General features: G+C 43.2%; 13 protein-coding genes. 5 read left to right on the forward strand and 8 right to left on the reverse strand.

The window, feature by feature from the left end; translation table 11 throughout:
* The first annotated feature begins 133 nt into the window (after nt 1–133).
* The 3 genes from ACED53_RS07380 to mrdA all read left to right on the forward strand — a co-directional run bounded on the left by ACED53_RS07380 (nt 134) and on the right by mrdA (nt 5981).
* Nucleotides 134–2041: a GGDEF and EAL domain-containing protein gene (locus ACED53_RS07380; protein WP_017100546.1), complete on the forward strand. Its 1908-nt coding sequence runs from the start codon at nt 134–136 to the stop codon at nt 2039–2041.
* Between the two features lie 118 nt (nt 2042–2159).
* Nucleotides 2160–3839 carry an ABC-ATPase domain-containing protein gene (locus tag ACED53_RS07385; RefSeq protein WP_102579885.1) on the forward strand — a complete coding sequence of 560 codons (1680 nt, stop codon included), beginning with the start codon at nt 2160–2162 and terminating at the stop codon, nt 3837–3839.
* A gap of 243 nt (nt 3840–4082) precedes the next feature.
* Nucleotides 4083–5981, forward strand: a complete 1899-nt coding sequence (gene mrdA, locus ACED53_RS07390) for a penicillin-binding protein 2 (RefSeq protein WP_017100544.1) — start codon at nt 4083–4085, stop codon at nt 5979–5981.
* Nucleotides 5982–6164: 183 nt separating this feature from the next.
* Here mrdA and ACED53_RS07395 read toward each other — a convergent pair whose 3' ends face one another.
* Together ACED53_RS07395 and ACED53_RS07400 are read right to left on the reverse strand one after the other, a co-directional pair.
* The gene (locus tag ACED53_RS07395) at nt 6165–6785 is read right to left on the reverse strand and encodes a DNA-J related domain-containing protein (protein WP_017100543.1); all 621 of its coding nucleotides are present in this window, start codon (nt 6783–6785) and stop codon (nt 6165–6167) included.
* A 313-nt stretch (nt 6786–7098) separates the two neighbouring features.
* The gene (locus tag ACED53_RS07400) at nt 7099–7938 is read right to left on the reverse strand and encodes an isopenicillin N synthase family oxygenase (RefSeq protein WP_009845327.1); all 840 of its coding nucleotides are present in this window, start codon (nt 7936–7938) and stop codon (nt 7099–7101) included.
* A 200-nt stretch (nt 7939–8138) separates the two neighbouring features.
* On the opposite strand from ACED53_RS07400, the gene ACED53_RS07405 reads away from it, so the two are divergent.
* Entirely contained in the window at nt 8139–8747 is a 609-nt protein-coding gene (locus tag ACED53_RS07405; protein ID WP_009845326.1) for a DUF2238 domain-containing protein, read from the forward strand.
* Between the two features lie 79 nt (nt 8748–8826).
* On the opposite strand, the gene ACED53_RS07410 is transcribed toward ACED53_RS07405, so the two are convergent.
* From ACED53_RS07410 to ACED53_RS07430, 5 genes are all read right to left on the reverse strand, one after another.
* Complete coding sequence (locus ACED53_RS07410; protein WP_009845325.1) at nt 8827–9078, reverse strand: hypothetical protein; 252 nt, start codon at nt 9076–9078, stop codon at nt 8827–8829.
* 21 nt (nt 9079–9099) lie between these two features.
* Nucleotides 9100–10008 (reverse strand): DMT family transporter, encoded by a 909-nt coding sequence (locus ACED53_RS07415; RefSeq protein WP_017100541.1) that lies wholly within the window; start codon nt 10006–10008, stop codon nt 9100–9102.
* Between the two features lie 30 nt (nt 10009–10038).
* Nucleotides 10039–11730: an SgrR family transcriptional regulator gene (locus ACED53_RS07420; RefSeq protein WP_017100540.1), complete on the reverse strand. Its 1692-nt coding sequence runs from the start codon at nt 11728–11730 to the stop codon at nt 10039–10041.
* Between the two features lie 154 nt (nt 11731–11884).
* On the reverse strand, nt 11885–12118 hold the full coding sequence (locus ACED53_RS07425) for a DUF3389 domain-containing protein (RefSeq protein ID WP_009845322.1): 234 nt from the start codon (nt 12116–12118) through the stop codon (nt 11885–11887).
* Nucleotides 12119–12191: 73 nt separating this feature from the next.
* Entirely contained in the window at nt 12192–12617 is a 426-nt protein-coding gene (locus ACED53_RS07430) for a hotdog fold thioesterase (RefSeq protein ID WP_009845321.1), read from the reverse strand.
* Between the two features lie 183 nt (nt 12618–12800).
* Here ACED53_RS07430 and ACED53_RS07435 point away from each other — a divergent pair, with 183 nt between their 5' ends.
* Nucleotides 12801–13589, forward strand: a complete 789-nt coding sequence (locus ACED53_RS07435; RefSeq protein ID WP_012600658.1) for a M48 family metallopeptidase — start codon at nt 12801–12803, stop codon at nt 13587–13589.
* 83 nt (nt 13590–13672) lie between these two features.
* Here ACED53_RS07435 and ACED53_RS07440 read toward each other — a convergent pair whose 3' ends face one another.
* Nucleotides 13673–14755, reverse strand: a complete 1083-nt coding sequence (locus ACED53_RS07440) for a site-2 protease family protein (RefSeq protein ID WP_029225428.1) — start codon at nt 14753–14755, stop codon at nt 13673–13675.
* Nucleotides 14756–14776 lie beyond the last annotated feature (21 nt).

The raw sequence follows: 14776 nt of genomic DNA on the forward strand, positions 1-14776 counted from the left end.
CTCCGCAAAATTGCGGAGGTTTTTTTGTGCAACATTTCTTATACTTAGTTAATGTAATATTCACAGTTTATTTGGTTCATCTTAATTAACACAGGATGTGTTGATGCATTTAGCATAATTGACTCGGAGTCATATGAAGAAGATAAAAACGATAGACTTAGATATCCCTGACGATATGGCCTCCAGCTGGCAAAATATTGTCGACCTCTTAGCTCAAATCACTCAAGTGCCTGCTGCACTTATCATGCGTGTTCATACCAACTACATTGAAGTTTTCTCTACCAGCCACAGTCAGGATAACCCTTATAACAAAGGCGATTCTGAAACATTAGGAAATGGCCTTTACTGCGAAACAGTGATGGAGTCTCAGCAGCAGCTTTTAGTACCCAATGCGCTTGCCGATGCTGATTGGAAAAACAACCCCGACACAAAGCTTGGCTTAATCTCTTATTGTGGCATTCCGCTATTTTGGCCTAACGGCGAATTGTTCGGCACCATTTGTATCTTGGACTCGAAAGAAAATCACTACACGCCTACCTATATTAAGCTATTAGAAAGCTTTCGCACCTCTATAGAATCTCAATTAAAAACCTTGTTTCAACACGCTAAGCTCACTCAAATGAATCGTGACTTAAAAAGCCGAGTTGCGACTCGCACTAAAGATCTCGCGAGTCTTAATTATTCATTAAACCAAGAGATTGATAAGCGCAGAGCGGCAGAACAAGAGATCAATTTCCAAAAAAATCACGATCTCGGCACGGGTTTTTTGAACCGAAGTGCTTTTGAGTCGCGCTTAGATCAGAAGTTGTTGTCACAACAAAGGTTTACTGGTGGCTCACTCGCAGTAATCCATATTGGATTTACTAATGGCAGGCGCATTCAAGCTCGATATGGCTACAACGCGTTAGACCAAGTGCTTGTTGAATACCGACAACGCATCGACAGTATCTCTGATGTCGAGGTATTAACTGCGCGCCCTACTTCGGTTGACCTTGTGTTGGCGTTCAGCGTTAAAGATTTGCACCAACGTATCGAAGAACTATGCCAGACACTGGTAAAAGTCGGTCATTCAGAATTTGACATTGGTAGTGACAAAATTCATCTGCATGCCTTTATAGGGATTGCGATTACTGAGCACGACGATGGTGCTGACAGTATTATCCAAAAATCTTCAGAAGCGATGTTGGCATGTAAAGATTCCGGACAGAAGTTCGCTTACTATTCTCAGTCTCATGCTGAAGAACAAAGTCATATTAATAAGATTGAAGGTTATTTACTCCAAGCGGTTCGTAATGATGACCTTATGCTCTATTTTCAGCCTAAAGTATGCCCGTTGACTCATCGCTGGGTTGGTGCAGAGGCTCTACTGCGTTGGCGACACCCCGTTCTGGGAGACATATCTAACGAAACTTTAATACACATGGCCGAGCAAAACGGATTGATTTTCGAAGTGGGAAATTTTGCTCTGCGCAACGCTATAGAGCAAGCGAAAGAGTGGTCCGAATACGTTGAAGATTTCAAAATAGCCGTAAACGTATCTGCTATTCAATTGAAGAATGTTGATTTCGCAGACCAAATTATTCACCTGTTGGAAACCTATCACCTAGAACCTCATTTCTTAGAACTTGAAGTCACGGAAAGTTGCCTCATTGCAGATGAAGTCGTCGCGAAAAATACATTGGAATCGTTACACAATATTGGCGTTACATTGTCACTGGATGACTTTGGGACGGGCTATGCCTCATTTAGTTACCTTAAGAAATTCCCATTCGATACGATTAAAATTGATAAGAGCTTCATCGACCAAATGCTCAACTCACAGGAAGACTCGGAGATCGTTCGGTCCATAGTCCAAATCGCGAAAAAGCTCGACTTAAAAGTCACAATTGAAGGCATAGAATCGGAAGTTCAAGAGCAATTTATCATCAATGAAGGCTGTGATGTGGGACAAGGTTACCTTTATGGCAAGCCAATGCCGAGCCAAGAATTCGAACACAGCTTAATCAATCAAAACTATTTGGGGACAACTCGTTACGCTTAAGGCGAAAAAGAGCACTTTGTTTTGGATTTAGGCCTACTTTCTCTTTACTCTATAGGTGGTGATTTTTATAATCGCCGCCTTTCTGTTTTATCTTCCCTTTATATAGGCATTCCTCGTTATGGATCAGTTGACTGCAAAGCTTAAAAAGCTCGAAAAACAAAACTTCCGCGCATATCAACAAATTAAAGGTCAATACGACTTTGCTGATTTCGAATTACACATCGACCACGTTCAAGGTGACCCGTATGCATCATCTTCACGTTTTCGCGCAACACGCGCTTGGTCGTTAACAGGGTTAGATTGGCTTAAAGAAAAATCTTACGAATACCAAGTAGCAGCACGTGACTTCATTGCACGTAGCTTCTCTGAATTTGCTAAGCAAGAAGTGACCGTGTCTATCGCACTAACCGGCCAAACTGTTTTGGATAACACATCTGTGGTTTTCACCGAGCACGGTATCGAAATTCGTTTTCGTATCAACCTACCCGCTGATGGTCGTAGTATTCTTGCAAAGAAAGCAATCAACATCATTACATTCTATTTGCCTAAGTTTATTCGTCGCGCAACGCTTGAACGCGAACTCAATATTGAAGCGATGATTAAGCATTGTGAAGCTGTTGAAGACCAAGACGCATTGCGTGCTCAATTGGAAGAAAACAACCTAGCGGCATTCGTAGCAAATGGCAGCGTATTACCTCGTATTGCAGGTAACTGCGACCTGCCAATGAAAGGCGCGGTTCCTTTCCTAGCACCAGAGTCTTTAAGTGTGACGCTAAACGCGCCAAACCAAGGTGATGTGACTGGCCTAGGCATTCCAAAAGGTATCACGCTAATCGTTGGTGGTGGTTTCCATGGTAAATCTACGCTGTTGAACGCTGTTGAACGTTCTATCTACAACCATATTCCTGGTGACGGTCGTGAAGGTATCGTGACGGCGACTGATACGATGAAGATCCGCGCTGAAGATGGCCGCTGTGTTCACAACTTGAACCTATCAAATTACATCAACCATTTGCCGATGCAAAAAGACACATCTGATTTCAGTACACAAGATGCATCAGGTTCTACATCGCAAGCGGCTTGGCTACAAGAATCGATTGAAGCAGGCGTTCAAACACTACTTATTGATGAAGATACGTCAGCGACTAACTTCATGATTCGTGACGAACGTATGCAAGCGCTAGTATCAAAAGGTGCTGAGCCAATCACTCCACTTGTTGACCGTATTGGCCAACTACGTCAAGAAATGGATATCTCTACCATCGTTGTAATGGGTGGATCTGGCGATTACCTAGACGTGGCTGACACTGTGATTCAAATGCACGACTACCAAGCAGTAGACGTAACTGATAAAGCACAAGAAGTGATAGCTCAACACCCTACTCAACGAACTAACGAATGTGAGACCGCATTAGAAACGTTTGTTCCTCGCTCGTTAAACCGCGCTGCATTGATGAACATTCTTACTGACGGCAAATTCCGAGTTAACGCGAAAGGCAAAGAGTCACTGCGTTTTGGTAAGGAATTCGCGGACCTTTCTGCATTAGAGCAGTTAGAATCAACGTCAGAAGTGAACGCGATTGGTTGGGCCTGGTTCCAGTTTGCACAAACTCCAGGTTGGTCAAACAACCCAGCTAAAGAGTTTAGCGCTATCTTAAGCGATGAATGGCATGTGAACATGCCAAACTACGGTGACTTAGCGAAACCAAGAGTTTTAGATGTAATGGCTGCTCTAAACAGAATGCGTAAATCTCAGTTCAAACCTTCGAACTCGAACTCCAACTCCAACTCGAACTAATATGTCGCGTTAAGTTAACCTTATCTCGTATTACGGCTCTCATTTATGAGAGCCGTTTTTTTGCGTTCAATTCCTATATTTCTATCTGATTCGGCCACTCTTTACGTGACTACATTGTTGGTCAGCGCTTTAATCATAGAAATCCCAAAAATCATGACATAGCTTTTACAAAACTATGGCGATATTCAGATAAAGTTCCGACTCGATAGGTGTAACTAAATGTAACAGACTCTTGAGGCTTCAATGAATCATAAACGCGTTAAGATGCGTGACCATAAAATCGAAGTAAACCTATTCAAAAACCGTGTAATTGTGGCGTTTTGTGGGATCTTACTGTTCACTCTCGTCTTAGTCGCCAACCTGTACCGACTTCAAGTCGACAATTTTGAAAGCTATCAAACTCGTGCTGATGGCAACAGAATCAAAGTATTGCCTATCGCGCCTACTCGCGGGCTAATTTACGATCGTAATGGTGTGTTGCTTGCCGAGAACAAGCTTGTATTTAATCTAACGATGATTCCCGAGCAAACAGATGATGTCGATACCATGCTCGCCAAGTTAGACAAATACATCCCGCGTGATGTTGAGCAGATCGCTCGATTCAAAAAACGTTATCACAACACGCGCCGTTTCAAATCTGTCACTATATTAGAGAACCTAAGTGAAGAAGAGATTGCTAAGTTCTCAGTGCACCAGTACCAATTCCCCGGCTTATCGATTGATACGAACTTAAAGCGCTTTTACCCAAATGGAGAGGTGCTGACACATGTCTTAGGGTATGTGGCACACATCAATGATAGTGACCTAAAGAAGCTAGAAGAAAAAGGCATCGAAGCGAATTATCAAGCGACGACCATTATCGGTAAGCTCGGTGTCGAACGCTATTACGAAGATATCCTACACGGAACCAAAGGCTATCAAGAAGTTGAAGTAAACAGTCGTGGCCGTGTTGTTCGGACTATTGAGTACGTGCCGCCAGTTGCAGGCAAAGACATAGTATTAAATATTGACCTTGAACTGCAAAAATATGTATTTGAGCAACTTGATCACCGAACCGGAAGTGCGGTTATCCTCGATCCAAAAGACAACAGTGTACTGGCGATGGCATCTAGCCCAAGTTATGACCCTAATCTATTTGTCGACGGCATTTCGAGTAAGAACTACCGACGTCTATTGAATGACCCTGCTCACCCGTTGGTGAATCGCACCACACTGGGCGTTTACCCCCCAGCATCCACCATCAAACCATTTATGGCCGTTGCTGGATTACAAGAGCATGTTATATCAGAAAACACCATTCGTGATGATCACGGTTCATGGCAAATTCCCGGTTCCAAACGCAACTCTAAATCATGGCGAGACTGGAAACGCTGGGGTCACGGTCCTGTTGACGTAACTCAAGCGATTGAAGAGTCGGTGGATTCATTCTTCTATCAAACCGCCTTTGATTTAGGTATCGACCGCATCTCAAGTTGGATGAATCGCTTTGGTTTTGGTGAACCTACGGGCATCGATATCTATGAAGAAAGCAGCGCCAACATGCCAACTCGAGAATGGAAGATGATGCGTTATCGTACCCCTTGGTATCAAGGTGACACCGTCCCTATTGGTATTGGCCAAGGGTATTGGACATCCACGCCAATGCAACTTGCCAAAGCAACCTCGGTACTGGTTAACCATGGGAAGGTAATGCCACCTCATATCTTGAGAGCTACCTTAGATCACGGTGAAGATTTTGATACGCAAAAACTGGTTGAACCTGAGCCGATGCTGTCGATCACTGAAGTACCAGACGAGATATGGGATGTACCTATTAATGCGATGCGACTCGTAAACCACGGCAGTCGAGGTAGCGGCAGACGTGCATTTAAAGGAACTGACTACACTAGCGGCGGTAAATCGGGAACAGCCCAAGTATTTGATCTTGCAAAAGATCAGGTCTACAACTCCAAGAAACTGGCTCGGCATTTACTCGATCACGCGCTTTACACGGCATTCGCACCTTACGAACACCCTGAATATGTCGCGACTGTGGTCATCGAGCACGGTAATGGTGGTTCCAAGGTCGGTGCTCCTTATATCCGTAAAGTACTCGACTATGCATTCGAACATAAGAGTGGCGAAAGCAAAGATCACTCATAGCATAATAAATGAAGTAAGAACGACGCTTAACCTAGTTACAACGCCTAGCCTAGTAACAATACAAGCGTAATGACGACAAAGCCCCACTTGTGTCACTCACAACATGGGGCTTTTCAATTTTATATATAGGGCTTAAATTTCACTCTAAATAGTCAAAAAACAGCGCAGTAAAAGTTACGTCGATTATGAACTTCGTAATACATGCCACGCTTCACAAAGCGTCTGGAATTTTGCCGTATTGCCCTCGTCTCTATCGGGATGCCACCGCAACGCCAGCTGTCGCCAACGCTTTCTAATTTCCTTATGCGTTGCGTCTACAGGGAGATCAAATAACTTCAATGCACGGTTTTTATCTAAATTGAGCGTATCAGCGCCAACAAACTTTCTGTACCGAGTCCAAAACTCGTTCAGCAGCCTTTTGACTTCACCTTCATCCGCTTCATAGTAAGTCCAATTAGTGTAGTAGTCTCGAAGTGGGTCTTGGTGATCAATGCTGTGGTTATTTCCATGATAGCTTCCATTCATCAATTCAATATCCATAGCTTGAACTTGAAGCCAACCATCAGGGTGCAACGTTTCTTGGAGCTGATACAGCGCATTCATAATGAGAAAGTTCTTTTTAAATAACTCCTTCTCGGGGGCAGCATCTAATACAGGCATAAACCCAAGGTCGTTTAGATGAGCCGCCAGTGTGTGTACTTTCCATCCGCTTGGTTTTCGCTTAAGCACTTCCATAATGGGCCAAAGCAAAGGGTTCTCCATATGGCTATGAAAGCTTGCTCTCACACCTTGATTATTCGACATAGTTGGCTCATTTGCGTTATTAAGTTGTTAGCTTGTTAGCTTGTTAGCTTGTTAGCTTGTTAGGCATGATGAATTGCCCTAGGTCAGTGGGCTGACTTCTCTTAATTGAAAGCGATTTTCTACGATTTGTCGAGCTTAATGGAACACCACATTCAATTGCTTGGCTCAAGAGCCCGTTATCCATCAAAATTACGCAGCTAAGGTGACCAGTAATTGGCTATGATTGGTTTAGCTCTTTGGAAAAACAAAAAAAGGCCAGCAATTTTGCTGACCTCTGATATCTATACCAATTTTAGCACAAGGAACTAGTTAATTAGATAACACCAAGCTCTCTTAGACGTTCCATTAGGTATTCATTTGCGGTGTACTTCTCAGACAGTACAACTTCCGGTTTTGGGTGAAGGAATAGTGGCAAAGAGATACGAGATTTCTCTTGGCGTTCACCTGATGGATTAATTACACGGTGAGTTGTCGATGGGAAGTAACCACCTGATGCTTCTTGAAGCATGTCACCAATATTTATGATCATATTACCGAAGTCACATGGAACATCTAACCACTCGTCATTCTGAGCTTTAACTTGAAGGCCCGGTTCATTTGCTGCAGGAAGAACAGTCAGTAAGTTGATGTCTTCGTGAGCGGCTGCGCGGATAGCACCTGGCTCTTCATCGCCTTGCATTGGTGGGTAATGAAGAACGCGAAGCAGTGTTTGTTCGCTGCCATTAATCATTTCAGAAAGCGCGATTGAGAACTTCTCTTGTACTTCTTGAGGCGCATGTGCTTCAACCCAACCTAATAGTTCTTGAGCAAAAGCATTAGCACGTTGGTAGTAATCTAGAATCTGTTCTTTTAACTGTTCAGGAATCTGACCCCAAGGGTATACGTGAAAGTATTCTTTGATGTCTTTTACAGTGTGGCCCTTAGCAACTTCAGAAACTGAAGGTGGAAAATATCCATCTTGTGTTTCAACATTGAAGTGGAAGTTCTCTTTCTCTTCAGAAATGAAGAATTGGTACCAGTTCTCGTAAATTGACTCAACAAGCTCTTTTGGGATGGGGTGATTCTTAAGAACACCAAAACCCGTTTCACGTAGAGATCGAACAAATTGTTCTGCTGCGTCGTCAGCAAGGTAATCGACAGTTTCCAGTTTCATGACTTTTCTTTCTTGTTATGTAGTAATGCAATGATTTTAAGGATCGCTTTGTTGTAAATCAAACTTTTGTGAAACTCCGCCAACCGTTTGTCTAGATACTGGGCGATAACACTACTTTTCAACAAATCTAGTGATTAGAACACAATTGAACACTGTTCATTATTATGTAACTATACAAAAAACTTATAAAGGATCTGATGATGACAATTACGCCACTTGCTCAAAATAGACCTCTACTCTCACTAACTGCTGTCTATCTTGTTATCTTTCTCTTTTCAGCCTTTGCGCCATCTTCAAGAGCCGTTTGGATCGCTGAGATCGTCCCTGCTCTCGGTATTCTTATCGGGATATGGTGGCTATCCACCAAGCTCACCTTTTCTAAGACAGCTTATGCTCTGATGTTTATCTGGCTTATTTTGCACACGATAGGCGCAAAATATACCTTCTCAGAAGTGCCATTTGACTGGTTCAATAACCTTATCGGCTCTGAGCGCAATAACTTTGACCGAGTAGCCCATTTCTCTATTGGTCTTTATGCCTATCCACTCGCAGAGTATTTGATTCGTAAGAAATTGGCTCAGCCGATACTAGCCTGTTTCTTTGCCCTATTTGCGATCATGAGTGTAGCAGCTGGCTACGAGATTATAGAATGGTGGTATGCAGAAATTGCAGGTGGTGATGAAGGTATCGCGTTCCTTGGCTCACAAGGTGATATTTGGGATGCACAGAAAGACATGCTGTGTGATACAACGGGTGCCATTGTCTCGCTATTACTGTTGCAACTTCAAGGACGAGTTAGAGCTCATTAAGCTCTAACCTTTCTTCTGAATATAAAAAACAATGTCAAATGCCACACGCATGATGTGCTGCGGCATTTATTCTTCTCAACTACTTCATAGTTACCTTGCCACCCACAAATTTGTAGGCAGGCGTACCTCGAACCAAAGTATCTCGCGCAAATTCAATTCCGCATTCAGGGCACACACAAGGGTCTTTTGTGAAATCTTCAACGATCCGTTCCTTGAAACACTTTACGAGCGCTCCTTTGCCGCCTTTTCGATACTTGAAAAGTTGTGTCTTACATTTAGCGCAGAATATCTGAACCGTTTTGGTCGGTTGTTTTTTGTTTGGTTTAGCCATAGAAGTTAATGATTGAGCCCTTTATTTCTTAAGTTTAGGTGCGACAAGAACCAAGCTTATTCCAAGTAAGATAACAGTCGATGAGATAATAAATTGCATAGTAACAGGTTCAGATAACAACAAAACGCCACCAAGTGTCGCGATAACGGGAACAGAAAGCTGTGCAATGGATGCGACCACTGTATCCAGTTTTTTCACCACGTAATACCACAAACTATAACCCACACCAGAAGCCACTGAGCCCGACAATATTGCGTAAATCAAGCCTTGTTCTGTGATGGATATTTGCGATGCCACATTAGGGATGACAAGTAACAGGCTTACTAACACAAGGATCACTAACGAGCTAAATGCAAAGTTGCAAGTAGTGGATTGCAACGCGTTCGTGGATTTCTTACCCGCAAGTGTATAAATTCCCCAACCTACTCCAGCCAGAGCCATCAATATGATGGAGGTTATATCGGGCGAACTTGTCGAATCCGTCGGCATGAGTAAGTAAACGAGCCCAGAAACTGACAACAAACAACCACACCACTCTAACAATGACATTCTATTGCCAGCTAACAGGTGTGCGGCAATCATCGTAAATTGAACCGCGACAAACAGAACCAAAGCACCGAGACCTGCACCAAGCTCTAAGTAAGCAAACGAGAAACCAAACATATAAACGAGGAGTGACAATATTGATGTGAATTGAAACGGTAATTTGAGCTTTGTCTCTACCGACTTGTCGTTGTTTACTAGCTCCTCTCTAGACTTAGAGTGGGAAGACAAAGTTAATAAAATCAGAAGTGTAAGGGCACCCGATATGATACGAACGATCGAGAAACTCAAAGGATCAATGGTTTGATCCATCAAAGCCCAACGACACAACACTGAATTGGCAGCAAACGCCACCAGCGTTATAAATGTGATCATCACCGTTTGCATCGTGTTGTCCTAATCAAGTTATCTCTGGTCTTAGTCAACGTCCGGTTTTACCCAAACTTGGCTAAAGTCGAACCAACCGAGTGCATTACACTTTGCGTTCTGCAGCGTACCGCATTGATCTTTGTTAACGCCTAACCAACAGTGGAACATTGGAATCAATTGATTGCTTTGCACCAATTGTTTACCTAACTGTCTTGCTGGGAATTGCTCGAATTCGCCCGAGCGCCAACGATCGATCATGTGACACCATTGATCGAAGTCTTCTGCCGGGCTAGATTCATCGAGAAAGCTGTAATCCATCAACCAGCCCGCTAACGCGTCATCTCTATTGTTAGCGATACCCATTGGATTAATCCAAATATCGACATTATCGGCGTGTGGAGGATCGGTTTCGTAACCATAAAGTTCAACGTCGACGTCATATTGCTTCAACACTGTAACAATAGCCTTCGCAAGTGTTGGAAACATTGGGTGTTGGCATTGGTAAGCCAATCTAATGGTTGGTTTCGCATTCGCTGGTGGACAAACCGGCGTGTTCAACTTGATGTCATACCAACCGGGCTTTATCCCATAAGCGTGTAACACTCCCAAATCGATAACAGTTTCTTTCGGAATGTGTACAAACAGATCGGCCGCATTCAAAGTATTAGATAAAAATTGCGCCCATGCAGGATCTTGTGCGATGCCCTTTTTCCGATTCAACAGTAGATAGGTACAGCCGGGATCAAGTTCGACTTCGTCGCTATCGCCGCGATCCGCCATTACAGGCTTAGAAAGACTTGGGTAAACCATTGAAGAGTAAGCCTCATCAACAACCCAAACCTCAACACGATCAATCAATGGCCTAAAACCAAAATATCCGTTAAAAGCCGTTAGCACGAGTTGCTTCTCATCGTTCTTTTCAATGCGATAAGGGCCAGTACCAATCGGTCGAATATCGTAGTCTTCACCACGTAAAATCATCGGTAAGGTGACTTTGGCAACAGATTCAGTCAGAGCGAGTGGGAAGTGTTTATCTGGTCGCGTTAAAAAGACATCAACCACACAGTTTGCCGGAGAAGAGACTTCTTTTATATGTGAGAACATATTGAGAGGTTCGAGTGCTAGCAGCGTATCCACAACATGATTAGTTAACAAAGGCTCTCCGTTATGAAAACGGACTCCGGGTCTCAAGAAGAATCGCCATTGATAATCGCTGATTTTTTGCCATGAATGAGCAAGATCGGGCTGTAATTGATCGTTCTCATCCAAACGTGTTAACCCACTGAATACCTGACAGGTAATATGCTGCTCAGATCGTCGCATCGACTTTGTCGGGTTAAGCATAGAAAGCGGTCGGTAATAAGGCAAACGAATAACCTGCTCACCTTCCTGGTATTGCACACCCAAGTAATTTTGAATAACTTGAGTCAGCTTGGCTGCATTGTGATCAAGCACTGACAGCGCTTGTCCAATTTTACCTTCTTGTAAGTAGCGTCTTGCTAAGTTTTCACTGACATCGCAACGATTCTGCTTAAAAATAAGTTGAGATAACTTGCCTCGCCCAGCCGCAGGTAACCACTCAATCCATCCTTCTTCTTCAAGCTTATTGAGTACCATCCGGGCATTACGACGGGTACAACAAAGCACATCCGTGATGTCGTCGAGCTGAACATCAGAATCTTTACCATCGAAGTATTCAAACAGGGTTTCAAATTGAACGCGAAGTCTTGGGCTGCTCATAAAGAGGAAAACTTATTCAAAGGACATTGAATTCAGTTTCCCTATTTTAAGACTTAAAATCAATCTTACTGATGTGATTTTCTTGCGATTTATTAGGTATGGTGTCCTAAGATTTGATTCAAATAGAAGGTCTAAGTACTTTTGCAGTATACGATTACATCACATCGCAGCCGATTTCATTGGCAATATCTCGAAGCTGCTGTTCGTTGTCTAATTTAATCGACCACTTGCATTCAGAACCATTGGCTGAAATGACATTTGCCCCTTTTCCTATCAGTTGGATTGCATCAACTTGAGCTTGTAGCGTTACTCTGTGCTCACCATCCAAACGAACGACAAGCTCATGTGCGGTTGCGATGATTTTCCCACTTTTAAACGTTATGACCATGGATTTCTCGGACTATTTTTAAATACAGATTACTTCTTATAAATACAAACACAGCTAACTAATGCTTAGCCTATTATCGCTTATGTTTCTTCACGGCAATAGTTAAACGACTTGTACAGACTAAGCGTTGACGCTCATCAGTGATGTTTATCTGCCATACTTGGGTAGACACACCCAAGTGAATAGGCTCAGCAGTACCGACAACATGGCCATCGCGCATTGATCTAACGTGGTTTGCGTTGATATCTAGCCCAACGCAATAGTAGCCTTCTGGAACGCAAAAATTAGCAGCCAATGAGCCAAGCGTTTCTGCTAATACAACCGATGCGCCGCCATGGAGCATACCTAAAGGTTGGTGGGTAAAATGACAAACCGGCATGGTTGCCACCAAAGAGTTGTCGTTGACCTCGGTGTATACAATATTGAGGTGTTCAATTAAGGTATTTTTTGAGGTCGCGTTGAAGATCTCTAGGTCAACGGGCTTTTTCCAAATACTCATGTAGGGTCCTTAATTATTGGCTTTGTTACGCGTGTGCAGTTTTATCATCGTTAATAGGTTGATAAAACCAATAACGTTAGCATTACTGCTGGGATTATTACCGAAATAGTTATCTTACTGCTACTAGCTATTACACAAGTTGATGTTAACATGCATAAAAACCGAATACACAGAGGATATTGTATGACGTCATGGATGAAGTTTGCCTCGCTTCTTACACTCGCTGGGCTAAGTGCATGCAGCGCTTCCCCAACAGGCAGAAACCAATTACTGCTTTTTTCAGATAAAGATATGTCTCAGCTTGGAGCACAGTCTTTTGAACAAATGAAGAAAGAACAACCCATCAGCAAAGATGCAAAAACGAACGCTTATGTACAGTGCGTTGCAAACAGCATCACGCAATACATTCCTAAACAAGGTTTTAGTGAATGGGAAGTTGTTGTCTTTGACAGTGACCAAGTAAACGCATTCGCCCTACCAGGCGGAAAAATTGGCGTATATACCGGGTTACTTAAGGTAGCGGTTAATCAAGACCAACTCGCGACAGTTATCGGGCACGAAGTGGCGCACGTTTTAGCAGACCACAGTAACGAGCGCCTATCTCAGTCTCAAATCGCTAACACTGGTTTATCGGTTACTAGCATCGCATTAGGCGCATCAGAATACAGCCAATATCAAGGTATGACGATGGCTGCTTTAGGTTTAGGCGTTCAGTATGGCGTTATTCTACCGTATGGGCGAACTCAAGAGTCTGAAGCCGATGTTGTTGGCCTAGAGTATATGGCTAGAGCTGGATTCGATCCTAACCAAAGTGTCGACCTATGGCAAAACATGGCGAAGGCATCGGGTGGTAATCAGCCCCCAGAACTGCTTTCTACACACCCTTCGCACAGTACGCGTATCAAAGATCTGCAAGCGACGATCAAAACGCTTCCCCAATCGGGTTCTCCAAGACCAAATTGCAAAGCGTAATTTACATTTGTCTAGACGCTAAACTTCGAATACAAAAATGCCCTATCCATATTGGCTAGGGCATTTTTTTGTTTTGATTCTTGTTAAGTACCAAGAATTTGCAATGGTAGGCTTAATAGCTGATCACCAGTAGATGCAAAATACCAGATAACACCAATCAAACTACTCACTAAACCCACATACCAAACAAACGACACGACTTGACCGTATTTGTCTAATGGTAACAAGTGACTGTGGTGACGCCCTTTCCATTCGAACAGTATTTCCACACTACCCATAATCAATAAGAAACCAAACAAGGTAAGATTCAACTGATAACTCAGTACCACACCAGCAACAGCTGCTGCGATACACAATACAATACCAAGCACGCTGTTCATTGAGAAACTGATACTTTTCAGTACATGTCCGCCATCGAGAGGCAAAATTGGCAATAGATTAAACAAGTTCAATAGCGCGTTGAATGCCGCAAGCCCAGCAAAGAACATCTCGCCAGTGATCCAGTACAACACCATAAACACCAAAGACAATATCAATCCGAACAATGGCCCCATGATTGAGATAACTACATCTTGCCAGCGCGTATTGATCTTCTCATCGGATAACGCTAAACCACCAAGGAACGGTATCAAATAGATGCCTTTGGTCTTCATACCAAAGTATTTCATCGCTCTAATATGGCCGTATTCATGGAACATAAGGCAAGCGATTAGAGCCAAAGCAAATTGAATTGAAAACAGCCATGAATACGCAGCCAAGCTCGCTGAGGCAAGTACGACTTTGATTAGCTTGGCACTTTTTAATGCTTTCATACCAAGCGACACTAATCCAATTAAGCTAAAACGCTTCTCAGGTTTAGGTGCTACAACGGGAGTTTGTTGCTCGATGTCTTTAGTGTCTCGGTTACCTTCGGCAATCGTTTGACCATTGACGGAGGCTTTGTAGTACATCTCAAATGGCTGCCATTGAACTGACGCCTCGACGTGACACTGCAACGTATCTTCGCCAGATTGCAACATGAATGAGTGAGTTCGAGCATTATCTTGCTCTGAGGTCGCATCCAGTTGAGACACAAGTGTATTATCCCAGAACAGTTGTTGCCAACCAGCCATTGAACCTTCTAAACGAAGCGGTTTTCCAAGAAACTCTATCGCGAGTAATTCCAAACTTAAATTCCAATTTAATGC

It is taken from the genome of Vibrio sp. 1F169 (genome assembly GCF_041439605.1).
GTDB classification, from domain to species: Bacteria; Pseudomonadota; Gammaproteobacteria; order Enterobacterales; family Vibrionaceae; genus Vibrio; species Vibrio tasmaniensis_A.